Source organism: Staphylococcus caeli, from assembly GCF_900097965.1.
GTDB lineage: Bacteria > Bacillota > Bacilli > Staphylococcales > Staphylococcaceae > Staphylococcus > Staphylococcus caeli.
This window is the reverse complement of sequence record NZ_FMPG01000007.1, coordinates 71140-98132: the sequence shown is the minus strand read 5'-3', so window position 1 is coordinate 98132 and position 26993 is coordinate 71140. Positions and strand designations below refer to the sequence as shown.

General features: G+C 33.9%; 21 protein-coding genes. All 21 read left to right on the top strand.

The features are described from left to right. Window positions 1–300: 300 nt before the first annotated feature. A complete protein-coding gene (dprA, locus tag BJS11_RS08785; protein WP_069995757.1) occupies window positions 301–1170 on the top strand; it encodes a DNA-processing protein DprA in 870 nt (289 codons plus the stop codon). 206 nt (window positions 1171–1376) lie between these two features. Further along, a complete protein-coding gene (gene topA, locus BJS11_RS08780) occupies window positions 1377–3443 on the top strand; it encodes a type I DNA topoisomerase (protein WP_069995758.1) in 2067 nt (688 codons plus the stop codon). 145 nt (window positions 3444–3588) lie between these two features. Then, window positions 3589–4896: an FADH(2)-oxidizing methylenetetrahydrofolate--tRNA-(uracil(54)-C(5))-methyltransferase TrmFO gene (gene trmFO / locus BJS11_RS08775; RefSeq protein WP_069995759.1), complete on the top strand. Its 1308-nt coding sequence runs from the start codon at window positions 3589–3591 to the stop codon at window positions 4894–4896. A gap of 118 nt (window positions 4897–5014) precedes the next feature. Continuing rightward, on the top strand, window positions 5015–5905 hold the full coding sequence (gene xerC, locus BJS11_RS08770) for a tyrosine recombinase XerC (RefSeq protein WP_069995760.1): 891 nt from the start codon (window positions 5015–5017) through the stop codon (window positions 5903–5905). Window positions 5906–5908: 3 nt separating this feature from the next. Beyond that, entirely contained in the window at window positions 5909–6451 is a 543-nt protein-coding gene (hslV, locus tag BJS11_RS08765) for an ATP-dependent protease subunit HslV (protein ID WP_069995761.1), read from the top strand. Between the two features lie 138 nt (window positions 6452–6589). Continuing rightward, complete coding sequence (gene hslU / locus BJS11_RS08760; RefSeq protein ID WP_069995762.1) at window positions 6590–8002, top strand: ATP-dependent protease ATPase subunit HslU; 1413 nt, start codon at window positions 6590–6592, stop codon at window positions 8000–8002. 23 nt (window positions 8003–8025) lie between these two features. Then, window positions 8026–8799: a GTP-sensing pleiotropic transcriptional regulator CodY gene (gene codY, locus BJS11_RS08755; protein WP_069995763.1), complete on the top strand. Its 774-nt coding sequence runs from the start codon at window positions 8026–8028 to the stop codon at window positions 8797–8799. A gap of 333 nt (window positions 8800–9132) precedes the next feature. Continuing rightward, on the top strand, window positions 9133–9921 hold the full coding sequence (rpsB, locus tag BJS11_RS08750; protein ID WP_069995764.1) for a 30S ribosomal protein S2: 789 nt from the start codon (window positions 9133–9135) through the stop codon (window positions 9919–9921). A gap of 93 nt (window positions 9922–10014) precedes the next feature. Further along, the gene (gene tsf, locus BJS11_RS08745) at window positions 10015–10893 is read left to right on the top strand and encodes a translation elongation factor Ts (protein WP_069995765.1); all 879 of its coding nucleotides are present in this window, start codon (window positions 10015–10017) and stop codon (window positions 10891–10893) included. A gap of 133 nt (window positions 10894–11026) precedes the next feature. Further along, the gene (gene pyrH, locus BJS11_RS08740) at window positions 11027–11749 is read left to right on the top strand and encodes a UMP kinase (RefSeq protein ID WP_069995766.1); all 723 of its coding nucleotides are present in this window, start codon (window positions 11027–11029) and stop codon (window positions 11747–11749) included. Between the two features lie 16 nt (window positions 11750–11765). After that, complete coding sequence (gene frr / locus BJS11_RS08735; protein WP_069995767.1) at window positions 11766–12320, top strand: ribosome recycling factor; 555 nt, start codon at window positions 11766–11768, stop codon at window positions 12318–12320. A gap of 226 nt (window positions 12321–12546) precedes the next feature. Beyond that, window positions 12547–13311: an undecaprenyl pyrophosphate synthase gene (gene uppS / locus BJS11_RS08730; protein WP_069995768.1), complete on the top strand. Its 765-nt coding sequence runs from the start codon at window positions 12547–12549 to the stop codon at window positions 13309–13311. 16 nt (window positions 13312–13327) lie between these two features. Further along, window positions 13328–14110, top strand: a complete 783-nt coding sequence (locus BJS11_RS08725; protein ID WP_069995769.1) for a phosphatidate cytidylyltransferase — start codon at window positions 13328–13330, stop codon at window positions 14108–14110. 304 nt (window positions 14111–14414) lie between these two features. Then, entirely contained in the window at window positions 14415–15701 is a 1287-nt protein-coding gene (gene rseP, locus BJS11_RS08720; RefSeq protein ID WP_069995770.1) for an RIP metalloprotease RseP, read from the top strand. Window positions 15702–15720: 19 nt separating this feature from the next. Then, entirely contained in the window at window positions 15721–17421 is a 1701-nt protein-coding gene (locus BJS11_RS08715; protein WP_069995771.1) for a proline--tRNA ligase, read from the top strand. A gap of 335 nt (window positions 17422–17756) precedes the next feature. Beyond that, window positions 17757–22073, top strand: a complete 4317-nt coding sequence (locus tag BJS11_RS08710) for a PolC-type DNA polymerase III (RefSeq protein WP_069995772.1) — start codon at window positions 17757–17759, stop codon at window positions 22071–22073. A gap of 343 nt (window positions 22074–22416) precedes the next feature. Continuing rightward, complete coding sequence (gene rimP / locus BJS11_RS08705) at window positions 22417–22884, top strand: ribosome maturation factor RimP (protein WP_069995773.1); 468 nt, start codon at window positions 22417–22419, stop codon at window positions 22882–22884. A gap of 23 nt (window positions 22885–22907) precedes the next feature. Continuing rightward, window positions 22908–24095 carry a transcription termination factor NusA gene (nusA, locus tag BJS11_RS08700; protein ID WP_069995774.1) on the top strand — a complete coding sequence of 396 codons (1188 nt, stop codon included), beginning with the start codon at window positions 22908–22910 and terminating at the stop codon, window positions 24093–24095. A gap of 17 nt (window positions 24096–24112) precedes the next feature. Then, window positions 24113–24397: an RNase P modulator RnpM gene (rnpM, locus tag BJS11_RS08695; protein ID WP_069995775.1), complete on the top strand. Its 285-nt coding sequence runs from the start codon at window positions 24113–24115 to the stop codon at window positions 24395–24397. Further along, on the top strand, window positions 24394–24711 hold the full coding sequence (locus tag BJS11_RS08690; protein ID WP_069995776.1) for a L7Ae/L30e/S12e/Gadd45 family ribosomal protein: 318 nt from the start codon (window positions 24394–24396) through the stop codon (window positions 24709–24711). Before rnpM ends, BJS11_RS08690 begins: the two co-directional genes overlap by 4 nt. 4 nt (window positions 24712–24715) lie before the next feature. Further along, on the top strand, window positions 24716–26851 hold the full coding sequence (gene infB, locus BJS11_RS08685) for a translation initiation factor IF-2 (protein WP_069995777.1): 2136 nt from the start codon (window positions 24716–24718) through the stop codon (window positions 26849–26851). Window positions 26852–26993: the final 142 nt, after the last annotated feature.

Below are 26993 nucleotides of genomic sequence, written 5' to 3'. Positions count from 1 at the left end.
GTTTTATTATAAGTATACGGCACAGATATCTCTCCTTAATTATGGTTTCGTCGCTTATAATTATAGAGATATTTGTGCTTTTTTTGTATTCAAACATAAAAAAAACGATTGATGATTTTACTCACCAACCGTTAAAAGTGTACAGCCTTTTATTAAAATAACAATAAAGTGATTAGAAAATGATTTTATGAAATTACTCTTTAAAAGACCATTACTTTTTAACGTGAATTGATGTTGAATTGTAAAGTGAATTTAGTGTGATTTCCTTTATAATAATGCTTATAAAGGAGTGCAATGTTAATGAATGACAAACACTATTTAAGACTTCGATTTTCAGGACTTTCTACAACACAAATTTATCAACTACTCAATTTTGCTCCCACCTTTATGTTGGCCAATGAATTAGAACAACGCTCTATACTTCAACAATTTTTAACTACTTTAAAATCTAAAAACAAAGAGAACATTTACCAATTATTTGAAAAATTTGATTTGGTGCAATTGCAGCAACAATTGCAAGCGTGGCATATCAATTATATAACTATAGACCAACATACTTATCCTCCATTATTACGAGAAATTCATAATCCTCCCTTTATACTATTTTACAGAGGGAATTTAAATGTAATAAAATCACCTCAAACACTTGCTATTATTGGCTCAAGAAAAGCTACCGATTACACTTGGCATACACTTCAACAATTTTTTCCTTCATTTAAAAAGCATAATCTAACAATCGTATCAGGTTTAGCATATGGTGCTGATAAAATGGCACATCAATTTGCTTTATTTTATAAAATGCCGACAATTGCTGTTTTAGGATTTGGGCATTTAAATCATTACCCACAATCTACGCAGAACGTAAGAAATAAAATTGAGGCAACGGGTATTGTAATTAGTGAATACATCCCAAATGCAAAGCCATATAAATATCATTTTCCTGAGCGTAATCGAATTATAAGTGGTTTATCTAGAGGGGTGTTTATAACAGAAGCAACAGAAAAAAGTGGTACATGTATTACGACGAATTGTGCACTTGAACAAAATAGAGAAGTTTATGTTTTACCTGGACCAATTTTTAATAAAATGACTGAAGGGAATTTACGTAGCGCACAGGAAGGAGCCAAAATTATTAGATCAGTCGAAGATATATTAGAAGATTATATTTAGTGCATTCATTAATAATAATATTTAATAAAATGCGAAAGAGTGAAAAATTTAGTTGTTAAAACTGTGCAGAAACTGTCAATATTTATAAATATTATGTGATAAGCGGCTTCAAATTAATTCGACTTAAAATTAAAAACATTGACAAAAACAAAATACACCGTTTATCATTTATCTTTGTAATTAGAAAATGCAAGGGGGTAACTACTTTGGCAGAGAATTTAGTCATAGTTGAATCGCCTGCAAAAGCAAAAACCATTGAAAAATATTTAGGGAAAAAATACAAAGTCGTAGCATCTATGGGGCACGTTAGAGATTTGCCTCGTAGTCAAATGGGCGTAGATGCTGAGAATGATTATGAACCCAAATATATTACGATACGTGGTAAAGGGCCAGTTGTTAAAGAGTTAAAAAAACATGCTAAGAAAGCAAAAAAAATATTCTTAGCGAGTGACCCTGACCGTGAAGGTGAAGCGATTGCTTGGCATTTAGCAAATATATTAGATTTAGAAGACTCAAATGAAAATAGAGTAGTATTCAATGAAATAACAAAAGATGCTGTAAAAGATAGCTTTAAACATCCACGCGGTATTGAAATGGAACTAGTTGACGCGCAACAAGCACGACGTATTCTCGATCGTCTTGTTGGTTACAATATTTCACCAGTACTTTGGAAAAAAGTTAAAAAAGGTCTTTCTGCAGGTCGTGTGCAATCCGTTGCATTAAGATTAGTCATTGATCGTGAAAATGAGATTAGAAACTTTAAACCTGAAGAATATTGGAAAATAGAAGGTGAGTTTAGATATAAAAAATCAAAATTCACAGCTAAATTTTTACATTTAAAAGATAAACCATTTAAACTTACTGAAAAAGCAGATGTTGAAAAAGTGACTACGCAATTGGATGGCGATCAATTTGAAGTTACTAAAGTGACGAAAAAGGAAAAGACTCGTTATCCTGCTAATCCTTTTACAACATCAACATTACAACAAGAAGCAGCAAGAAAATTGAATTTTAAAGCACGTAAAACAATGATGTTGGCTCAGCAACTGTATGAAGGTATTGACTTGAAAAGACAGGGGACTGTAGGTTTAATCACATATATGCGTACAGACTCAACTAGAATTTCTGAGCAAGCGAAATCTGAGGCTCAAAACTATATCGAAGAAACATATGGTAAAAATTATACTTCGAAGCGTAAAGCAAAAGGTCAAGGGGATCAAGATGCCCATGAAGCAATCAGACCATCAAGTACATTACGTACACCGAGTGATATGAAACCATATCTAACGCGTGATCAACATAGATTGTATAAATTAATATGGGAAAGATTTGTAGCAAGTCAAATGGCGCCAGCGATTTTGGACACAGTAGCAATGGATTTAACTCAAAATGACATAAAATTCCGTGCTAATGGCCAAACAATTAAATTTAAAGGATTTATGACTTTATATGTTGAAACAAAAGATGATAGTGAAGACGGTAAGGATAATAAATTACCTAATATTAATGAAGGCGAAATGGTAACTGCTACTAAAATTGAACCTTCGCAACACTTTACTCAGCCACCACCACGTTATACTGAAGCACGACTGGTAAAAACAATGGAAGAGCTGAAAATTGGTCGGCCATCAACATATGCACCAACTATTGATACAATCCAGAAACGAAATTATGTTAAGAATGAAAGTAAACGATTTGTACCTACTGAATTAGGCGAAATTGTGCATGAGCAGGTAAAAGATTACTTCCCTGAAATTATTGATGTCGATTTTACTGTAAACATGGAAACATTGTTGGATAAAGTTGCTGATGGAGAAATTGGATGGAAAAAAGTAATCTCTGATTTTTATAGCAGTTTTAAACAAGATGTTGAACGTGCTGAGGAAGAAATGGAAAAAATCGAAATTAAAGACGAACCGGCCGGAGAGGACTGCGAGTTATGTGGTTCACCAATGGTTATTAAAATGGGACGTTATGGTAAATTTATGGCTTGTTCTAATTTCCCAGATTGTCGAAATACTAAAGCAATTGTTAAAACAATTGGCGTTACTTGTCCTAAATGTAAAGAGGGCGATGTAGTAGAGCGTAAATCTAAGAAAAATCGCATATTCTATGGTTGTTCAAAATACCCAGAATGTGATTTTGTTAGTTGGGATAAACCAATAGGTCGTGCATGTCCTAAATGTGAAGACTACCTAGTTGAGAAAAAACAAGGTCGTAAGAGCCAGGTAGTATGTTCAAATTGTGATTATAAAGAAGCAGAACAGAAATAAGCAAGTAACTTTAAACTGAGATTTAAATGATTAACAATTACGTTAGTAATAAATAAGCGCAACTTATGACACATATTTATAATAAAATTGTATTTATAATTATGATACGATGTCTAAGTTGCGTTTTTGTATAGGAGGAAATAATATGGCTCAAGTTGTAAATGTAGTTGGGGCTGGGTTAGCAGGTTCTGAAGCGGCATATCAATTGGCACAAAGAGGAATAAAAGTGAATTTAATTGAAATGAGGCCTGTAAAACAAACGCCAGCGCACCATACAGATAAATTTGCAGAACTTGTATGTTCAAATTCATTAAGAGGTAATGCGTTAACAAACGCAGTCGGTGTTTTAAAAGAAGAGATGAGACGATTAGATTCATTAATCATACGTGCGGCTGATAAAGCACGCGTACCTGCAGGTGGTGCGTTAGCTGTAGATCGCCATGATTTTGCCGGTTATATCACTGATACACTTAAAAATCACCCCAATGTCACAGTGTTAAATGAAGAAATCCATTCAATACCAGAAGGCTATACCATTATCGCAACTGGTCCGTTAACGACAGATAACCTTGCGAATGAGATAGTCGAAGCTACTGGTAAAGATCAATTGTATTTTTATGATGCAGCTGCACCAATTGTAGAAAAAGATAGTATCGATATGAATAAAGTATATTTAAAATCACGTTACGATAAAGGTGAAGCAGCCTATTTAAATTGTCCAATGACAGAAGAGGAATTTAATACTTTTTATGATGCATTGATGGAAGCAGAAGTAGCACCTGTCAATGAATTTGAAAAAGAAAAATACTTTGAAGGGTGTATGCCATTTGAAGTTATGGCTGAACGTGGTAGAAAAACATTGTTATTCGGACCTATGAAACCTGTAGGGTTAGAAGATCCTAAGACTGGTAAAAGACCATATGCAGTTGTACAGTTACGTCAAGACGATGCTGCTGGTACACTGTATAACATTGTTGGGTTTCAAACACATTTAAAATGGGGCGCACAAAAAGATGTTATTCGTCTTATTCCAGGTTTAGAAAATGTAGAAATCGTAAGATATGGTGTGATGCATAGAAATACTTTTATCAACTCACCGGATGTTTTATCTGAAACATATGAACTAAAAGGTAGAGAGACATTATACTTTGCAGGTCAAATGACGGGTGTTGAGGGATATGTTGAAAGTGCAGCAAGTGGTTTAGTTGCAGGTATCAATGTTGCACATAAAGTGTTAAATAAGGGTGAAGTTATTTTCCCACGAGAAACAATGATTGGAAGTATGGCATATTATATTTCGCATGCTAAAAATGAGAAGAATTTCCAACCAATGAATGCCAACTTTGGTTTATTACCAACATTGGAAAATAGAATTAAAGATAAAAAAGAGCGTTATGAAACATTAGCAAATCGTGCACTAACATATTTAGGTAATTATAAACAGACATTGTAAAATTGTATTCGATGGCAATACTTTCCGAAAATTTCGAAAGTTCGCCTTAATTTAATAGATATTTTTCGCAGTCCCCTCTATCAATATGCTACAATTCATATTGATGGAGGGGTTTTTATTGGAAAAAATCCAAGAGGCTTATTTGTTTATGTTGAAAGTAGAACGACAGTTTTCAGAGCATACCTTGAAGTCGTATCATGATGATTTAGCACAATTCAATACTTTTTTGGCACAAGAACATTTATCATTGGAAGGTTTTGAATATAAAGATGCTAGAAACTACCTAAGTTATCTATATTCAAAAAACTTGAAAAGAACATCAGTATCCCGTAAAATTTCAACGCTAAGAAGTTTTTATGAGTATTGGATGACGCAAGATGAAAGTGTTATTAATCCTTTTATACAACTCGTACATCCAAAAAAAGAACATTACTTACCTCACTTTTTTTACGAAGAAGAAATGGAAGCTTTATTCAATACAGTTGAAAATGATTTGAAAAAAGGGTTGAGAGATAGAGTGATTTTGGAATTACTTTATGCTACTGGTATAAGAGTGTCCGAATTAGTTCATATAAAAACATTAGATATTGATATGAATGCTCCAGGTGTAAAAGTGCTGGGGAAAGGTGGCAAAGAACGTTTCATTCCTTTTGGAGAATTTTGTAAACAAAGTATTGAAAGGTATGTGACGACTTTTAAGCCTAAATTGAATGCTAACCATGAATTTTTATTGGTTAATATGAAAGGTGAACCTATTACTGAACGTGGAATACGTTATGTATTAAATGATGTTGTTAAACGTACAGCTGGTGTCACGGAAATCCACCCACATAAATTAAGGCATACGTTTGCAACACATATGCTAAATCAAGGTGCAGATTTAAGAACTGTGCAATCTTTATTAGGTCATGTTAATTTATCTACAACTGGTCGCTATACACATGTAACAAATGAGCAATTAAGAAAAGTATATTTAAATGCACATCCACGTGCAAAAAAGGAGAATTGATTAATGAGTACATCTATTCATGCAACAACAATTTTTGCAGTACAACATAATGGCCACGCAGCGATGGCGGGTGATGGACAAGTAACTTTAGGTGAACAAGTCATCATGAAACAAACTGCAAGAAAAGTGAGACGATTATATAATGACAAAGTCTTAGCTGGATTTGCAGGGAGTGTGGCAGATGCATTTACTTTATTTGAAAAATTCGAAACTAAGCTACAGCAATTTGGTGGAAATTTAGAGCGTGCTGCAGTGGAGTTAGCACAAGAATGGCGTGGCGACAAACAACTAAGGCAATTAGAAGCCATGCTAATTGTTATGGATGAATCGTCTTTACTAGTAGTAAGCGGTACAGGTGAAGTTATTGCCCCAGATGACAATCTTATTGCTATTGGTTCAGGTGGAAATTATGCTTTAAGCGCAGGTAGAGCGTTAAAGCGTAACGCAACGCATTTATCAGCCAGTGAAATGGCATACGAAAGTTTAAAAGTAGCTTCCGATATATGTGTATTTACAAATGATCAAATCATCGTTGAAAAGTTATAGTGAAAATTATAAAATGAGGCAGGTTACTATGTGTCATCCTATTTGATTGAGGACCGCTAAATTATATGAACTATTCACTGAAAAATAAAATTAAGATGAAAATTTTAAGAATTCAAAATAATGGAGGTATAGCAACGCATGGAGACAAATGGTATAAAGCTTACGCCTAAAGATATTGTTTCGAAATTGAATGAGTATATCGTCGGTCAAGATGATGCTAAAAGAAAAGTTGCGATTGCATTAAGAAATCGTTATAGAAGAAGTTTATTAACTGATGAAGAGAAACAAGAAATTGCACCTAAAAATATATTAATGATTGGACCAACAGGTGTAGGTAAAACAGAAATTGCGAGACGTATGGCGAAAGTTGTCGGTGCACCTTTTATAAAAGTTGAAGCTACCAAATTTACTGAAGTAGGTTATGTAGGTCGTGACGTAGAAAGTATGGTCAGAGATCTTGTAGATGTTGCGGTAAGGCTTGTAAAAGAACAGAAAAAAGCGCTTGTTAAAGATGAAGCAGAAGCTAAAGCTAATGAAAAATTAGTAAAACTACTTGTGCCTAGCATGAAGAAAAAAGCAAATAATAATAGCAATACGAATAATCCGCTTGAATCACTTTTTGGAGGTGCGATTCCTAATTTTGGTCAAAACAATGAAGAGGAAGATGAAGCGCCAACTGAAGAAGTGAAAACAAAACGTTCTGAAATTAAACAACAATTATTAAATGGCGCACTTGAAGAAGAAAAAGTGAGATTAAAAGTTGAACAAGACCCTGCTGCAATGGGAATGTTAGGTACAAATCAAAACCAACAGATGCAAGATATGATGAATCAACTTATGCCGAAGAAAAAAGTTGAACGAGAATTGCCGGTTAAAACAGCTCGCAAAATATTAACAGATGAATATGCGGATGAATTAATTGATCAAGAGACAGCAAATCAAGAAGCAATTGAACTTGCAGAGCAAATGGGTATTATTTTTATTGATGAAATAGATAAAGTTGCAACTAACAATCAAAACTCTGGTCAAGATGTTTCACGACAAGGTGTTCAAAGAGATATCTTACCAATTCTAGAAGGTAGCATGGTCCAAACAAAGTATGGTACTGTTAATACTGAACATATGCTGTTTATTGGTGCGGGTGCATTTCACGTATCTAAACCAAGTGATTTAATTCCTGAATTACAAGGGCGTTTCCCAATTCGTGTAGAATTGGAGAGTCTTTCAGTGGAAGATTTTGTTCGCATTTTAACTGAGCCTAAGTTATCACTTATCAAGCAATACGAGGCGTTACTTGATACAGAACATGTCACAGTCAATTTCACTGATGAATCAATTAAGCGATTAGCAGAAATTGCTTTCAAAGTAAACCAAGATACAGATGACATTGGTGCACGAAGACTGCATACTATACTAGAAAAAATGCTGGAAGATTTATCATTTGAAGCACCTAATATGCCTAATGCGGTTGTAGATATTACACCACAGTATGTTGATGATAAGTTGAAGTCAATTTCAATAAATAAAGATTTAAGTGCATTTATTTTATAATATAAATATAAAGGAGCAGAAATATGAGCTTATTATCGAAAACGAGAGAATTAAATACACTTTTGCAAAAACATAAAGGTATTGCTGTAGATTTTAAAGATGTTGCACAAACAATCAGTAATGTAACAGTTACAAATGTATTTATCGTATCTAGAAAAGGGAAAATTTTAGGTTCTAATTTGAATGAATTATTGAAAAATGAACGTATTATTCAAATGCTTGAAAATAGACATATTCCTGTAGCGTATACGGATCAATTAATGGATGTTAGAGAAACACAATCTAATATCGATATTGATAATGTACTTACAGTATTCCCGCCTGAGAACAAAGATTTATTTAAAGACAGTAGAACGACAATTTTTCCTATTTTAGGTGGCGGTGAAAGATTAGGTACTTTGGTACTGGGCCGTGTGACTGAAGATTTTTCAGAAAATGATTTAGTTCTTGGTGAATATGCAGCAACAGTCATTGGTATGGAAATATTACGTGAAAAACATAATGAAGTTGAGCAAGAAGCAAGAGACAAAGCAGCGATAAGTATGGCAATTAATTCATTATCTTACTCTGAAAGCGAAGCAATCGAACACATTTTTGAAGAATTAGGTGGGAAAGAAGGCTTATTAATCGCATCTAAAGTAGCTGATAGAGTTGGTATTACGCGTTCTGTTATCGTAAACGCTTTACGTAAACTTGAAAGTGCTGGTGTAATCGAATCACGTTCACTTGGTATGAAAGGTACTTTTATTAAAGTTAAAAAAGAAAAATTCTTAGATGAATTAGAAAGAATTAAATAAGAGACGGATGAATTTCATATACAGTTAAAAGTTGAACCTAGGATACGCCTGTATCTTGGGCTTAATCTCTGAAAAATATCAAAAATCAACTCAGTTACAAATGTGTTTATTTTCACTTTAAATACTTTCATATAGTAATCTCTATAAGACAAAATAAATGTATAAATTACTGATTTGAAAGTGTTGATTTCTAACTACAAATATGATATATTTATTGTCGGCTATGAAGCCAATACACACATAAAAAGTGAAAGTATAAAGGGTGCGACATTTAATTGTCGTGTTTATATGAGCTTTTTATGGAGGTAATAAACCAATAGGAGGATTTTTATTATGGCAGTAATTTCAATGAAACAATTGCTAGAAGCAGGTGTTCACTTCGGTCACCAAACACGCCGTTGGAACCCAAAAATGAAGAGATATATTTTCACTGAAAGAAACGGTATCTATATTATCGATTTACAAAAAACAGTGAAAAAAGTAGAAGAAGCATATAACTTCATCAAACAAGTATCAGAAGATGGCGGAAAAGTTTTATTCGTTGGTACTAAAAAACAAGCACAAGAATCAGTTAAAGCTGAAGCAGAACGTGCTGGTCAATTCTACGTAAACCAAAGATGGTTAGGTGGAATTTTAACTAACTATAAAACAATTTCTAAACGTATCAAACGTATTTCTGAAATTGAAAAAATGGAAGAAGATGGCTTATTCGAAGTATTACCTAAAAAAGAAGTTGTAGAACTTAAAAAAGAATATGACCGTTTAATTAAATTCTTAGGCGGAATTCGTGATATGAAATCTATGCCTCAAGCATTATTTGTTGTTGATCCTCGTAAAGAGCGCAACGCAATTGCTGAAGCACGTAAATTACACATCCCAATCGTAGGTATTGTAGATACAAACTGCGACCCAGATGAAATTGATTACGTTATCCCTGCAAACGATGATGCTATCCGTGCCGTTAAATTATTAACTGGTAAAATGGCAGATGCAATCTTAGAAGGTCAACAAGGTGTATCAAATGAAGAAGTAGCAGCTGAACAAAACATTGATTTAAACGAATCAAAAGAAGCTACTGAAGCAGAAACAACTGAAGAAAACACTTCTGTTGAATCAAACTAAGAATAATGTAAAATGGGTGATAAGATATTTAAGCTTATCACCTTTTTTTAAAATAAATATAATAAAATTCATTAAATAATGGAGGAATTTGAAATGGCAATTTCAGCTAAACTTGTAAAAGAATTACGTGAAAAAACTGGCGCTGGTATGATGGATTGTAAAAAAGCGTTAACAGAAACTGATGGTGACATCGACAAAGCAATTGATTTCTTACGTGAAAAAGGTATCGCTAAAGCTGCTAAAAAATCTGACCGTATTGCGGCAGAAGGTTTAGTACATGTTGAAGAAAGAGGCAACGAAGCAGCAATTGTAGAAATCAATTCTGAAACTGACTTCGTAGCACGTAACGAAGGTTTCCAACAATTAGTGAAAGAAATTGCTATTCAAGTATTAGACACTAAAGTAGACACAGTTGAAGCGTTATTGGAAACTAACTTACCAGATGGTAAAACAGTGGATCAACGCGTAAAAGAAGCAATTTCAACAATTGGAGAAAAATTAAGCATTCGTCGTTTTGCTATCAGAACTAAAACTGACAATGATGCGTTCGGTGCTTACTTACACATGGGCGGTCGTATCGGTGTATTAACTGTCGTTGAAGGTTCAACTGATGGTGAAGCAGCTAAAGATGTAGCAATGCACATTGCAGCGATTAACCCTAAATATGTTTCTTCTGAACAAGTAAGCGAAGAAGAAATTGCACATGAAAGAGAAGTATTAAAACAACAAGCACTTAATGAAGGTAAACCAGAAAACATCGTAGAAAAGATGGTAGAAGGTCGTTTACGTAAATATTTACAAGAAATTTGTGCAGTTGACCAAAACTTTGTAAAAGATCCTGATCAAACAGTTGAAGCTTTCTTAAAATCTAAAGGTGGTAAACTAGTTGACTTCGTACGTTATGAAGTAGGCGAAGGTATGGAAAAACGTGAAGAAAACTTTGCTGACGAAGTTAAAGGACAAATGAAATAATTTTTCATAGTTTAGACAAGTAAGAAGACACCTTTTGTGCTCCGTATGAAAGATTCACTTTTGTATTGGAAGACCTATTGTGTCTTCTTTACTTGTATAATTCACATATTTTTACAATAGAGAGGATAAGACAATGGCTCAAACTTCTAAATACGAACGTGTTGTATTAAAATTAAGTGGCGAAGCACTCGCAGGTGAAGATGGATTTGGAATCAACCCAATTATAATAAAAAGTGTTGCAGAACAAGTTGCTGAAGTAGCAAAAATGGATTGCGAAATTGCTGTTATTGTTGGTGGAGGTAACATTTGGAGAGGTAAAACAGGTAGTGACTTAGGTATGGATCGTGGTACTGCAGACTATATGGGTATGCTTGCTACGGTTATGAATGCTTTGGCATTACAAGATAGCCTTGAACAATTAGAATGCGATACACGTGTTTTAACTTCAATAGAAATGAAACAAGTAGCAGAACCTTACATTCGCCGTCGTGCAATTAGACATTTAGAAAAAAAACGTGTTGTTATTTTTGCAGCTGGTATAGGTAACCCTTACTTCTCTACAGATACTACTGCAGCTTTACGTGCTGCTGAGGTAGAAGCCGATGTCATTCTAATGGGTAAAAATAATGTTGATGGTGTTTATTCAGCAGATCCTAAAGTCGATTCTAATGCGATTAAATATGAACACTTAACGCATATTCAAATGTTGCAAGAAGGTTTACAAGTCATGGATTCAACAGCTTCATCATTCTGTATGGATAATAATATCCCATTGAATGTCTTCTCTATAACAGAAGAAGGAAATATTAAACGTGCTGTTATGGGAGAAAAAATAGGAACATTAATTACAAAATAATTAGAGGTGTATGACTATGAGTGACATTATTAATGTAACAAAATCAAAAATGCAAAAATCTATAGATAACCTTTCAAGAGAATTAGCTAACATCAGTGCTGGTAGAGCAAACTCTAACTTACTGAATGGTGTTAATGTTGATTATTATGGTGCACCAACACCAGTTCAACAACTTGCAAGTATCAATGTACCAGAAGCACGTTTACTAGTTATTTCTCCATATGATAAAACATCACTTGGAAATATTGAAAAAGCTATCAATGCTGCGAACTTAGGTGTTAATCCTTCAAGTGATGGCGAAGTTATTCGTATTAGTGTTCCTGCTTTGACTGAAGAACGTCGTAAAGAGCTAGTTAAAGAAGTTAAAAAAACAGGTGAAGATGCGAAAGTTGCAGTTAGAAATGTACGTCGTGACACAAACGATGAACTTAAAAAACAACAAAAAAATGGCGACATCACTGAAGATGACTTAAGATCTCAAACAGATGATGTACAAAAATTAACTGACGATTCAATTAAAGAAATTGATAAATTGTTAGAAGAAAAAGAACAAGATATAATGTCAGTATAATCATGGTAATAATGATAAGCTTCAATATAGTGACTTCGAAAGCGCTAAACTATATATTGTCCTAAAAGAAGCTCATCATATTTTATCTGAACTGTATCAAATCAGACTTTGGTACAGTTTTTTTATTTGTTTATTCAATGCATCTATCTATTATGATAAAATGGTAGATAATTGCATCTAGAACCAATTATAATAAACATAGATGATCACGCTCGGAGGAAATACCATGTTTAAAAAGTTAATGAAGAAGAAAAAAAATCTACCAACCATATCCAACTTCGAATTGGAATTACATAACATACCTGAACATGTGGCTATCATTATGGACGGTAATGGTCGTTGGGCTAAACAAAGAAAACTGCCTAGAATTAAAGGTCACTATCAAGGTATGCAAACCGTAAAAAAAATCACTAAAGTTGCCAGTGATTTAGGAATAAAATATTTAACATTATATGCATTTTCTACAGAAAATTGGACGCGACCTGAAAGTGAAGTCAATTATATCATGAACTTACCAGTTAACTTTTTAAAAACATTTCTACCAGAGTTGATAGAAAATAACGTAAAAGTTGAGACAATAGGATTTATGGAAAATTTACCAACTTCTACACTTAATGCAATTGCTAAAGCGAAAGAAGACACAAAAGATAATACAGGTTTAAAATTAATTTTTGCAATTAATTATGGTGGCCGCGCAGAAATTGTAAACAGTGTGAAGTCAATCTATGACCAATTAACTGCTGAAGGTCTGACGAGTGATGAAATTACAGAACAAATGATTGATGATCATCTGATGACTCATGCTTATCCAGACCCGGATTTACTGATAAGAACTTCTGGTGAACAAAGAATAAGTAATTTCCTAATTTGGCAAGTATCGTATAGTGAATTTATTTTCAACGATAAATTATGGCCAGATTTCGATAAAGAAGAATTAATAAATTGTATTAAAATTTATCAATCACGACAACGTCGATTCGGTGGATTATAATAGTTAGGAGAATAGTATGAAAGTTAGAACTTTAACGGCAATTATAGCACTTATCGTGTTCCTCCCAGTATTATTAAAGGGCGGCTTTATACTAATGCTATTTTCATATTTATTAGCGTTCATAGCTTTAAAAGAATTGCTCAATATGAATATGATTAAGTTCTTATCCATTCCAGGATTAATAAGTGCATTAGGTATTTTAATTATAATGTTACCTCAAGATGCGGGTAGCTGGGTAAATGATCTTCAGTTGAAATCTTTAATAGCAATGAGTTTTATATTATTAAGTTATACCGTACTTTCGAAAAATAGATTTAGTTTTATGGATGCAGCATTCTGTCTCATGTCTATCGCGTATGTCGGTATTGGCTTTATGTATTTGTATGAAACACGTTCAGAAGGTTTACATTACATATTATTTGCTTTTCTAGTCGTATGGTTAACGGATACAGGTGCTTATATCTTTGGTAGATTAATGGGTAAACACAAACTTTGGCCAGTTATTAGCCCTAATAAAACGGTTGAGGGCTTTGTCGGTGGATTGATTTGTAGTCTTATTGTCCCACTTGTTATGATGTTGTTTGTGGACTTTAATACAGCAATGTGGCTATTACTCATCATTACCATTATATTGAGTATGTTTGGTCAATTAGGAGACTTAGTTGAGTCAGGCTTCAAACGTCATTTCGGTGTTAAAGATTCAGGTAGAATATTGCCAGGACATGGTGGTATACTGGATCGATTCGATAGTTTTATGTTTGTATTACCATTATTAAATATCTTGTTAATACAAATTTAAAAAACATAGCGAAGTATTAAACAATTGGATATAAAATTGTAAGGAGTTAATGAATGTAGTCACTGTGTGTATAGCAGTTCTGCAGTTCTTAACTCCTTTTGACAAGGTGAGCATATATTGAGCTGCGTGTGTTTTGTAGTAACTAAGTTCATTTTAGTTTAATGATAAGGCTAATTATTAAAGTTACGTGTGTCATAGCGTAGAGGTATGTTATACTTTTATAACCTAAAGTGCGATAAATTAACATGCTATTTTTATGTGGCAATCGCAGTCAATTTATTTAGAAAATATGAGGTGTATCAAATTGAGTTTTCTAGTAACAATTATTTCTTTTATTATTGTCTTTGGTGTCCTCGTAACCGTGCATGAGTATGGTCATATGTTTTTTGCAAAACGAGCAGGAATCATGTGTCCCGAATTTGCAATTGGTATGGGACCGAAAATTTTTAGCTTCAGAAAAAATGAAACCCTATATACGATTCGTTTATTACCTGTTGGCGGGTACGTGCGAATGGCTGGAGACGGCTTAGAAGAACCCCCTGTACAACCAGGCATGCATGTGAAAATCAAATTAAATGAACAAGAAGAAATTACGCATATAATATTAGATGATCAACACAAATTCCAACAAATTGAAGCAATTGAAGTAAAACAATGTGATTTTAAAGATGGATTGTTTATAGAAGGTGTTACACCTTATGATCAAGAACGCCATAGATACACAATTGCAAAAGAGTCTTATTTTGTTGAAAATGGAAGTTTAATTCAAATTGCACCTAGAGATAGACAATTTACGTATAAAAAACCGTATCAAAAGTTTTTAACTTTGTTTGCGGGACCGTTATTCAACTTTTTACTTACACTTGTATTGTTTATTGGGCTTGCATATTATCAAGGTACCCCAACGAATTCAATAGAAAAAGTTATGAAAGATTCACCAGCAGCTCATGCAGGGCTTAAAGCTGGAGACACAATCGTAAAGATTGATAATAATAATATCTCTAGTCGAAAAGACATTGACGATGCAGTAGAAAAAATTGCCAATAAATCTACGAAGATTACAGTTGAGCGTGATGGCAAAAAACAAACTATGAATATCAAACCTAAAAAAGTAGAACAAAAAGTAACAAAAACTAAAACTCAAACACGCTACATATTAGGTTATGAATCAAGTACAGAGCATACACTGTTTAAACCGATTGCCTCTGGTATTGAACGTACATTAGTTGCAGGTAAACTTATATTTACTGCAATTGTAAGTATGATTGCAAGTATATTCACAGGTCATTTCTCATTTGATATGTTGAATGGACCAGTTGGTATATACCATACTGTAGATTCAGTCGTCAAAACGGGCATTATTAACTTAATTTCATGGACGGCATTATTAAGTGTCAACTTAGGTTTAATGAATCTATTACCTATACCAGCATTAGATGGCGGACGTATTTTATTTGTAATTTACGAAGCGATTTTTAGAAAACCAGTAAATAAAAAAGCAGAAACAACGATTGTAGCAATCGGAGCAGTATTTGTATTAATCATTATGGTCTTAGTAACGTGGAACGATATACAACGTTATTTCTTATAAATGGGAGAGAGGTAGTTCAATGAAACAATCAAAAGTATTTATACCAACTATGAAAGAAGTACCAGCGGGTGCAGAAGCGCTTAGTCATCGCCTTTTACTTAAAGCGGGATTAATTAAACAAAGCACGAGTGGCATTTACAGTTATTTACCATTAGCAGCACGCGTGCTCAACAACATTGAAGCCATTGTACGAGAAGAAATGGAACGCATTGATGCTGTTGAAATTTTAATGCCAGCATTACAACAAGCAGAATTATGGGAAGAATCAGGTCGTTGGAATGCATATGGTCCAGAACTTATGCGTTTGAAAGATCGCAATGGTCGTGAATTTGCTTTGGGCCCAACACATGAAGAAGTTGTAACATCAATCGTACGTGATGAACTAAAATCATATAAACAATTACCGATGACATTATTCCAAATCCAATCTAAATTTAGAGATGAAAAGCGTCCACGATTTGGTTTATTACGTGGAAGAGAATTTATTATGAAAGATGCGTATTCATTCCACGCAGATGAAGCATCTTTAGATGAATCATACCAAGATATGTATAACGCATATGGTCGTATTTTTAAACGTGTAGGTATTAATGCACGTCCAGTTGTTGCTGATTCTGGTGCAATTGGAGGTAGCCATACACATGAATTTATGGCTTTGAGTGAAATTGGTGAGGATACAATCGTTTATAGTGAACAAAGTGACTATGCCGCTAATATTGAAAAAGCAGAAGTCGTATATCAACCAAACGAAAAACATAGTGAACTACAATCATTAACTAAAATCGAAACACCAAACATCCATACGGCACAAGAATTAGCCACATTTTTAGAAAAACCTTTAGATGAAATCACAAAATCTATGGTCTTTAAAGTTGATGGAGAATTTATCATGGTACTTGTGCGTGGTCACCATGAACTCAATGATATTAAATTAAAAGCATACTTTGAAACGGATAATATTGAACTAGCAACAGAAGATGAAGTCGTTAATTTATTGGGGGCGAAGCCAGGTTCATTAGGCCCTGTTTTCGACAAAGATATTAAAGTATATGCCGATAATTATATCCAAGATTTAAATAACATTGTAGTAGGTGCCAATGAAGATGGATATCACTTACTCAATGCTAATATTGGTCGCGATTTTGACGTAGAAGCATTTGGAGATTTTAGATTTATATTAGAAGGTGAGCCATTAGCAGATGGTTCTGGTGTTGCAAGATTTGCTGAAGGTATTGAAGTTGGACAAGTATTTAAATTAGGTACGAAATACTCTGAATCTATGAATGCAACATTTTTAGATAATCAAGGTAAAGCACAACCATTATTGATGGGTTGTTATGGTATCGGAGTATCAAGAACATTAAGTGCGATTGTTGAACAGAACAATGACGAAAATGGTATTATTTGGCCTAAATCAGTAACACCATTCGATTTACACTTAATTACAATTAATCCTAAAAAAGATGATCAACGTGAACTAGCAGATCAGTTATATGCACAACTTAAAGAAAGTTTCGATGTATTGTATGATGATCGTAAAGAACGCGCTGGAGTTAAATTTAATGATGCTGATTTAATAGGGTTACCAATTCGTGTAGTAGTTGGTAAAAATGCTTCAGAAGGTATTGTTGAAGTGAAACGTCGTGATACAGGTGATAGTGAAGATGTACATGTTGACGATTTAGGTAATTATGTAAATGAACTATATACAAAACTGTAATTTAAAACTAAAGATTTAGGGAATGGAATAGAAATAAAATTTGATACTTCTATATTTTGTCCCAGATATAGACTACATATTATTAATTATTTGAGTACTCTACTAATGAATGTGGAGGGCGAGGAATAGAAATCAAAATAGTATTTTTGATTACTTTCCCGCTCTCTTTTATTTATGTTTACTGATATGTTCAAATAATAAGTCTTAAGATTTTCTAATAGAATTTTAACTAGTTTTCATTGTATTATTAAATATGTAGAAAAATACATACACCGTCAATCCAGTAATAGGTATAAAAGAAAAGCAGTGTAATGAAAAGTAAGGTGGTTATCGTCATGACAATGACAAACGAGGAAAAATTTAAAATCCTAGCAGACCAAATAAAAATCACAGATCATTTGGATCCAGATATATTAGCACAAAGTGAATTAACACGAGTTGACGTCAAAACATCAGACCGTTCTTGGGTGTTTCAAATCACGTTTCCACATTTTTTATCCATAGAAGATTATTTACTTTTTACAGGAGCGATTACAGAAGAATTTAAAACAATTGCTGATGTGCAATGTAATATCACTGTTAAAAATAAAGCAAATCAAGATGAGTTTGCGTTAAAATATTTTAGTCATTGTATCGAACAGACTAAATTATCTCCAAAAGTAAAAGGACAACTAAAGCAAAAAAAATTAATTATGTCAGGTGATGTACTAAAAGTAATGTGTCAAAATGACGTTGAACGTAATCATTTTGATAAAGCTTGTAATGGGAGCTTAATTGCGGCATTTAAACAATGTGGCTTTGATTTGAATAAAGTGGTATTTGAAACAGACAGTGCCGACAACGAAGGAGATCTTGCATCTCTAGAAGCGCATATCCAAGAAGAAGATGAAAAAAGTGCGCGTGAAGCAACAGAAAAATTAGAAAAAATGAAAGCTGAAAAAGCTAAACAACAAGATAACAACGAAAGTTCAGTATCAAAATGTCAGATTGGTAAGCCTATTCAAGTTGAAAATGTACGTCCAATCGATTCTATTATTGAAGAAGAGTTCAAGGTTGCTGTTGAAGGTGTTATTTTTGATATTAATCTAAAAGAACTGAAGAGTGGCCGACATATCGTTGAATTAAAAGTAACTGACTATACGGACTCGCTCGTATTAAAAATGTTCACGCGTAAAAATAAAGATGATTTAGCTCATTTTAAAGCGTTAAGTGTTGGAAAATGGGTGCGTGCACAAGGCCGAATCGAAGAAGATACTTTCGTTCGTGATTTAGTGATGATGATGTCTGATATCGAAGAAATTAAAAAGGCGACAAAACAAGACAAGGCTGAAGAGAAACGTGTTGAATTTCATTTGCATACATCCATGAGTCAGATGGATGGTATCCCTAACATTGCATCATACGTAGATCAAGCTGCTAAATGGGGACATAAAGCAATTGCTGTAACAGATCATAATGTTGTGCAAGCATTCCCAGATGCACATAGCGCAGCAGAAAAGCATGGCATCAAGATGATTTATGGCATGGAAGGCATGCTAGTTGATGATGGTGTACCGATTGCATACAAGCCTCAAGACAGAAATTTAAAGACAGCAACATATGTTGTATTTGACGTTGAGACAACAGGATTGTCAAACCAATATGATAAAATTATTGAACTTGCAGCTGTAAAAGTCGTAGATGGGGAGATTGTTGATAAATTTGAACGTTTCAGTAATCCACATGAACGGTTATCAGAAACGATTAAAAACTTAACGCATATATCCGATGATATGCTTGTCGATGCCCCAGAAATAGAAGAAGTATTAACTGAGTTTAAAGAATGGGTTGGAGATGCAATCTTTGTTGCCCATAATGCTTCATTTGATATGGGCTTCATAGATACTGGATACGAGCATGTTGGTATTGGTGCATCTACAAACGGTGTTATTGATACATTGGAATTGTCTAGAACGATTAATACCGAATATGGTAAACATGGACTGAATTTCTTAGCTAAAAAATATGGCGTCGAATTAACACAGCACCATAGAGCGATTTATGACACTGAAGCTACTGCGTATATGTTTATAAAAATGCTTAAGCAATTAGAAGAATTAGATGTACATAATCATAAAGATATTAATACATCGCTATCAAATGAAGATGCATATAAACGTGCTAGACCGAATCACGTTACACTTATTGTACAGAATCAACAAGGTCTAAAAAATCTGTTTAAAATTGTAAGTGCCTCACTTGTTCAATACTATTATCGAACACCAAGAATTCCTCGCTCGCTATTGGATGAGTATCGTGAAGGTATCTTAGTTGGTTCAGCATGTGATGAAGGTGAAGTATTTACGGCAGTTATGCAAAAAGACCAATCACAAGTCGAACGCATCGCTAAGTATTATGATTTTATTGAAGTTCAACCACCAGCGTTATATCAAGATTTGATTGATAGAGAATTAATTAGAGATAACGAAACATTACATGAAATATATAATCGATTGATTCGTGCCGCTGAAGTTAATAACCTGCCTGTCATTGCTACAGGCAATGCACACTATTTAAATGAACATGATGCAATTGCTCGTAAAATCTTAATTGCTTCACAACCTGGTAATCCACTTAATCGTTCAACTTTGCCGCAAGCACATTTTAGAACGACGGACGAAATGTTGGATGAATTACATTTTCTAGGTGAAGAAAAAGCTTACGAATTAGTTATTAAAAATACGAATGAATTAGCAGACCGCATTGAACGTGTTGTACCGATTAAAGATGAATTATATACACCGAGAATGGAAGGCGCCAATGATGAAATTCGTCAAATGAGCTATGACAATGCTAAAGCACTTTATGGTGATGATTTGCCACAAATTGTAATTGATCGATTAGAAAAAGAATTAGCGAGTATCATTGGTAATGGTTTCTCCGTTATCTATTTAATTTCGCAAAGACTAGTTAAAAAATCACTAAATGATGGTTATTTAGTTGGTTCTCGTGGTTCTGTAGGTTCCAGTTTTGTTGCCACTATGACAGAAATCACAGAAGTTAATCCACTGCCACCACATTACATTTGTCCAGAATGTAAAAATAGTGAATTCTTTGATGATGGGTCAGTAGGTTCAGGTTTTGATTTGCCGGATAAAAAATGTGACGCATGTGGTTGTGATTTGATTAAAGAAGGACAAGATATTCCTTTCGAAACGTTCTTAGGATTTAAAGGAGATAAAGTTCCCGATATTGACTTGAACTTTAGTGGTGAATACCAACCAGAAGCGCATAATTACACGAAAGAATTATTTGGCGAAGATAAAGTATTCCGTGCAGGTACGATTGGTACGGTAGCAGAAAAAACAGCATTTGGATATGTGAAAGGCTTTTTAAATGATCAAGGGATACATAAAAGAGGCGCAGAAATTGATCGCTTAGTAAAAGGTTGTACTGGTGTGAAACGTACTACAGGTCAGCATCCAGGTGGTATCATTGTTGTACCTGATTATATGGATATCTATGACTTTACACCTGTACAATTCCCAGCTGATGATCAAGGGTCTTCATGGATGACCACGCATTTTGATTTCCATTCAATACATGATAACGTGTTGAAACTTGATATTCTTGGTCACGATGATCCAACAATGATTCGTATGCTCCAAGATTTATCTGGCATTGATCCGAAGACGATTCCAGTCGACGATAAAGATACGATGGGTATTTTCAGTTCACCTGATCCTTTAAGTGTAACAGCAGAAGCCATTTTATGTAAAACAGGAACGTTTGGTGTACCAGAATTTGGTACAGGCTTCGTTAGACAAATGTTAGAAGATACGAAACCAACAACATTTTCAGAATTAGTAAGAATTTCCGGACTATCTCATGGTACGGATGTGTGGTTAGGTAATGCACAAGACTTAATTCGTTCAGGAAAATGTGATTTATCAAGTGTTATATGTTGTCGTGACGATATTATGGTTTATTTGATGTATAACGGTTTAGAGCCTTCGCTAGCCTTTAAAACTATGGAGTTTGTGCGTAAAGGTAAAGGGTTAACTGATGATATGGTTGAGGCAATGGTTGATAATGAAGTACCAGATTGGTATTTAGATTCATGTAGAAAAATAAAATACATGTTCCCTAAAGCCCATGCCGCTGCCTATGTATTAATGGCAGTACGTATCGCTTACTTTAAAGTCCATTATCCATTATATTATTATGCAAGTTATTTCACGGTACGTGCATCCGACTTTGATTTAATCACGATGATTAAAGACAAAGAAAGTATACGTAATACTGTAAGTGAAATGTACAGTAGATATATGGATTTAGCTAAAAAAGAAAAAGACACATTAACAGTACTTGAAATTATGAATGAAATGGCGCAACGTGGTTACCGTATGCAACCAATTAGTTTAGAGAAGAGTAAAGCATTTGAATTCGTAATTGAAGGCGATAGTTTAATACCGCCATTTATTTCTGTGCCAGGTTTAGGTGAAAACGTTGCACAAAGAATTGTTGATGCACGCGATGAAGGTCCATTTTTATCTAAAGAAGATTTAAATAAAAAAGCTGGCCTTTCTCAAAAAGTAATCGAATATCTTGATGAATTGGGTTCCTTACCAAACTTACCAGATAAAGCGCAGTTATCGATATTTGACATGTAATCTTTTTAATAATTAAAGAATGGGAAAGATTATTAATCATTATAAATGTGTAGGCTGTCGGCGAAGTTGCTAACTTCGTTGGCAGTTTTTTATATAAATTTTACAATATTTTCATAGGATTTAGTTATCGCTTGTAAAGTTATCATTAGTGAAGTTACGACTTAATTTTTTAATAATTAAATAATAAATCTGTGATTGCGTGTCATCGAAGGGATACAGAAATATAGTTATTTGTATAGAAAATGAACCTATGGTATAATAATAGTGCTTAAAAAATTAGACTCAGGCAGAAAGAGTGGGCATATTACCCGCTCTTTTCTATTTGCCAAAAAAGGAGGTCAGCATGAGTAAAATAACTGAGCAAGTTGAAACAATCATTCAACCTGTCCTTAACGACTTGAATTTTGAATTAGTAGAAGTTGAGTTTACAAAAGAAGGTAAAGACCATTTTTTAAGAGTATCTATTGATAAAGAAGGCGGCGTCGATTTGAACGATTGCGCGTTGGCATCTGAAAAGATTAGTGAAGTCATGGATGCAGAAGATCCAATTCAAGAAATGTATTATTTAGATGTAGCATCTCCAGGTGCAGAAAGACCAATTAAAAAAGAAAAAGATTTCCAAAATGCAATAACAAAACCTATATTTGTGTCTTTATATGCACCTATAGAAGGCGCTAAAGAATGGTTAGGTATTTTACAATCTGTTGATGATGAAAAGATTACTATGGAAGTAAAAGAAAAAGCCAAAACAAAGCAAATTGAAATTCCAAGAGATAAAATCGCAAAAGCACGCCATGCTGTAATGATATAACGTGTTGAGGAGGATGATAAGTCGTGTCAAGTAATGAATTATTATTAGCTACTGAGTACTTAGAAAAAGAAAAGAAAATTCCTAGAGAAGTATTAATTGATGCAATTGAAGCAGCATTAATCACTGCATATAAAAAGAATTATGATAGTGCAAGAACAGTTCGTGTTGAGTTAAACATGGATCAAGGTAGTTTTAAAGTAATCGCTCGTAAAGAAGTGGTTGAAGAATCTATGGATGATAGAGAAGAAATTAGCTTAGATACTGCACTAGTTAAAAATCCAGCATATGAAATTGGAGATATTTACGAAGAAGATGTGACACCAAGTGACTTTGGTCGTGTAGGTGCACAAGCAGCTAAACAAGCTGTTATGCAACGTTTACGTGATGCTGAACGTGAAATTCTTTACGATGAATTTATTGATAAAGAGGACGATATTGTTACTGGTTTAATAGACAGAGTGGATCACCGTTATGTTTATGTGAATTTAGGCCGTACTGAAGCAGTATTATCTGAAGCTGAGAGAAGTCCGAACGAAAGCTATGTTCCGAACGAAAGAATCAGAGTCTATGTAAACAAAGTTGAGCAAACAACGAAAGGGCCTCAAATTTATGTTTCAAGAAGTCATCCAGGCTTGTTAAAACGTTTATTTGAACAAGAAGTACCTGAAATTTTTGATGGTACAGTGATCGTTAAATCTGTTGCTCGTGAAGCGGGAGATCGTTCAAAAATAAGTGTACATTCAGATAATCCTGATATCGATGCAGTTGGCGCATGTGTAGGTGCGAAAGGTGCACGTGTTGAAGCAGTTGTTGAAGAACTTGGCGGCGAAAAAATCGACATCGTACAATGGAATGAAGATCCAAAAGTATTTGTAAAAAATGCTTTAAGTCCTTCTCAAGTTTTACAAGTTATTGTAGATGAAGCAAATCAATCAACTGTTGTAGTTGTACCTGATTACCAACTTTCATTAGCAATCGGTAAACGTGGCCAAAATGCGCGTTTAGCAGCAAAATTAACAGGTTGGAAGATTGATATAAAATCAGAAACTGACGCAAGAGCAGCTGGTGTATATCCAGTAGCAGAAACTGATGAGGTAGAATTAACTTCAGACGATGAAATAGAATTTGAAGATAAAGATATGGAAGCAACTACTACTGAACCTTTAGAAACAGAAACTGTTGAAGAAGATGAAGTAGACGCTGAAAAATAAATTGGAGTGATTACTTTATGAAAAAGAAAAAAATTCCAATGCGTAAATGTATACTTTCAAATGAAATGCGTCCTAAAAATGACATGATTAGAGTTGTTATCAATAAAGAAAATCAAATTTTTGCTGATGCAACGGGTAAACAACAAGGTCGTGGCGCATACGTTTCAAAAGATGTGAAATTAGTAGAAGCAGCGCAAGAAAAAGGAACATTAGAAAAATATTTTAAAGCAGATGCGGAAACATTAGACCCTGTTTATAAAGAAATTATAAGACTGATTTATCGTGAAGAGATTCCTAAATGACAAAAGAAAAAATTGTAAACTTTTTAGGATTGGCAATGCGTGCTGGTAAAGTGAAAACAGGTGAATCAGTCATTTTAAATGACTTAAAAAAGAACAAGTTAAAGCTCGTCATCATTGCAACAGATGCTTCTGAAAACACAACTAAAGTGATACAGAACAAATGTGAGAGTTACCATATATCATTACGTATATTTGGAACGAGAGCTGAATTAGGACAGGCTTTGGGTAAAGCAGAACGTGTAAACATTGGAATCACTGATCAAGGCTTTGCTAAAAAGTTATTGTCAATGATTGATGAATATCGTAAGGAGTGACTATATGAGTAAACAAAGAATTTATGAATACGCCAAAGATTTGAAAATTAAAAGTAAAGAAATTATAGATGAATTAAACAAAATGGACGTCGAGGTAACGAGTCACATGCAAACGTTAGAAGACGACCAAATTAAAGCTTTAGACAAAATCTATAAGCCTGAAAAAGCGCAAAAAGAGCAAAAAGTAGAGAAAGCACCACAAAAAGCTGCTCAAAATAAACAAAAGTCTACAAACCAAAAAGGTAGTCAAAATAATAAGCCAAACAATAACAATCAAGGTAACAAAGGCAAACAAAACAACAAGCCGAACAATAAAAAGAATAATAAACAAAACAAGAACAATAACAAAAATAACAGTCAACCTAAACAAGAAGAACCAAAAGAAATGCCATCAAAAATCACATATCAAGAGGGCATTACAGTAGGCGAACTTGCTGAAAAATTAAATATTGATTCTTCAGGTATCATAAAAAAATTATTCCTTTTAGGTATTATGGCAAATATTAATCAATCATTAGATGAAGAGTCTTTAGAATTAATCGTAGATGACTACGGTGTAGAATTAGAAAAAGAAGTCGTTATTGACGAAGAAGACTTAGCGATTTATTTTGATAATGAAACTGAAGATGAAGATGCGATTGAGCGTCCAGCTGTTGTAACAATTATGGGACACGTTGACCATGGTAAAACAACATTATTAGACTCAATTCGCCACACTAAAGTTACTGCTGGAGAAGCAGGTGGTATCACACAGCATATTGGTGCATATCAAATTGAAAATGATGGCAAAAAAATAACTTTCTTAGATACACCAGGACATGCTGCATTCACGACAATGCGTGCGCGTGGTGCACAAGTAACTGATATTACAATATTAGTAGTTGCAGCGGATGACGGTGTAATGCCACAAACAATTGAAGCGATTAACCATGCTAAAGAAGCAGAAGTACCTACAATTGTAGCTGTAAACAAAATTGATAAACCTACAGCGAATCCAGATCGTGTGATGCAAGAATTAACAGAATATGGTCTGATTCCTGAAGATTGGGGCGGCGACACAATCTTTGTTCCACTTTCAGCATTAAGTGGTGATGGAATTGAAGATTTATTAGAAATGATTGTGTTGACTTCAGAAGTTCAAGAATTAAAAGCAAATCCTGAGAAAAACGCTGTTGGTACAGTAATTGAAGCAGAATTAGATAAATCACGTGGGCCATCAGCATCATTATTAGTACAAAATGGTACATTGAATGTTGGTGACTCAATCGTAGTCGGTAATACTTATGGTAGAATTCGTGCTATGGTCAATGATTTAGGTCAACGTATTAAAACAGCTGGTCCTTCTACACCTGTAGAAATTACAGGTATTAATGATGTGCCTCAAGCTGGTGATAGATTTGTTGTATTTAAAGATGAAAAACAAGCAAGACGTATAGGTGAAGCGCGTCATGAAGCAAGTGTTATGCAACAACGTCAAGAAAGTAAGAGTGTTTCATTAGATAACTTGTTTGAACAAATGAAACAAGGTGAAATGAAAGACCTTAATGTGATTATTAAAGGTGATGTTCAAGGTTCTGTAGAGGCACTTGCAGCATCATTAATGAAAATTGATGTTGAAGGTGTAAATGTACGTATCATTCATACTGCCGTAGGAGCAATCAATGAATCAGATGTTACATTAGCTAATGCTTCAAACGGTATTATAATTGGTTTCAATGTACGTCCAGATACAGGTGCTAAACGTGCTGCTGACACAGAAGGCGTAGATATGCGTTTACACAGAGTAATCTATAATGTTATAGAAGAAATTGAATCAGCAATGAAAGGTATGCTTGATCCTGAGTTTGAAGAAAAAGTTATTGGACAAGCTGAAGTTCGTCAAACATTCAAAGTTTCTAAAGTGGGAACTATTGCAGGTAGTTATGTGATTGAAGGTAAAATCACACGTAATGCAGGTGTTCGTGTTATTAGAGACGGTATCGTTCAATTCGAAGGTGAACTTGATACATTGAAACGTTTTAAAGATGATGCTAAAGAAGTTGCACAAGGTTATGAGTGTGGTATTACAATCGAAAAATACAATGACTTAAAAGAAGGCGACATTATTGAAGCATTCGAAATGGTTGAAATTAAAAGATAGATAAGAAAAATTAATAAAAACACGCATTTTCAATTTTGAAAATGCGTGTTTTTATTTGTTATAAACTTTTTAAAACAAAAAAATAAATGAAATGTTAAATATAAAAAATTTGATTTTTAACAATTCAATATAATACAATATA

What these genes read in the sequence shown, in the direction of transcription:
- pyrH (WP_069995766.1), top strand. Translation starts at nt 11,027, where the DNA reads ATGGCTCAAACTTCTAAATACGAACGTGTTGTATTAAAATTAAGTGGC.
- dprA (WP_069995757.1), top strand. Translation starts at nt 301, where the DNA reads ATGAATGACAAACACTATTTAAGACTTCGATTTTCAGGACTTTCTACA.
- BJS11_RS08690 (WP_069995776.1), top strand. Translation starts at nt 24,394, where the DNA reads ATGACAAAAGAAAAAATTGTAAACTTTTTAGGATTGGCAATGCGTGCT.
- BJS11_RS08710 (WP_069995772.1), top strand. Translation starts at nt 17,757, where the DNA reads ATGACAATGACAAACGAGGAAAAATTTAAAATCCTAGCAGACCAAATA.
- rnpM (WP_069995775.1), top strand. Translation starts at nt 24,113, where the DNA reads ATGAAAAAGAAAAAAATTCCAATGCGTAAATGTATACTTTCAAATGAA.
- uppS (WP_069995768.1), top strand. Translation starts at nt 12,547, where the DNA reads ATGTTTAAAAAGTTAATGAAGAAGAAAAAAAATCTACCAACCATATCC.
- infB (WP_069995777.1), top strand. Translation starts at nt 24,716, where the DNA reads ATGAGTAAACAAAGAATTTATGAATACGCCAAAGATTTGAAAATTAAA.
- tsf (WP_069995765.1), top strand. Translation starts at nt 10,015, where the DNA reads ATGGCAATTTCAGCTAAACTTGTAAAAGAATTACGTGAAAAAACTGGC.
- codY (WP_069995763.1), top strand. Translation starts at nt 8,026, where the DNA reads ATGAGCTTATTATCGAAAACGAGAGAATTAAATACACTTTTGCAAAAA.
- rpsB (WP_069995764.1), top strand. Translation starts at nt 9,133, where the DNA reads ATGGCAGTAATTTCAATGAAACAATTGCTAGAAGCAGGTGTTCACTTC.
- hslV (WP_069995761.1), top strand. Translation starts at nt 5,909, where the DNA reads ATGAGTACATCTATTCATGCAACAACAATTTTTGCAGTACAACATAAT.
- BJS11_RS08725 (WP_069995769.1), top strand. Translation starts at nt 13,328, where the DNA reads ATGAAAGTTAGAACTTTAACGGCAATTATAGCACTTATCGTGTTCCTC.
- rimP (WP_069995773.1), top strand. Translation starts at nt 22,417, where the DNA reads ATGAGTAAAATAACTGAGCAAGTTGAAACAATCATTCAACCTGTCCTT.
- trmFO (WP_069995759.1), top strand. Translation starts at nt 3,589, where the DNA reads ATGGCTCAAGTTGTAAATGTAGTTGGGGCTGGGTTAGCAGGTTCTGAA.
- BJS11_RS08715 (WP_069995771.1), top strand. Translation starts at nt 15,721, where the DNA reads ATGAAACAATCAAAAGTATTTATACCAACTATGAAAGAAGTACCAGCG.
- frr (WP_069995767.1), top strand. Translation starts at nt 11,766, where the DNA reads ATGAGTGACATTATTAATGTAACAAAATCAAAAATGCAAAAATCTATA.
- hslU (WP_069995762.1), top strand. Translation starts at nt 6,590, where the DNA reads ATGGAGACAAATGGTATAAAGCTTACGCCTAAAGATATTGTTTCGAAA.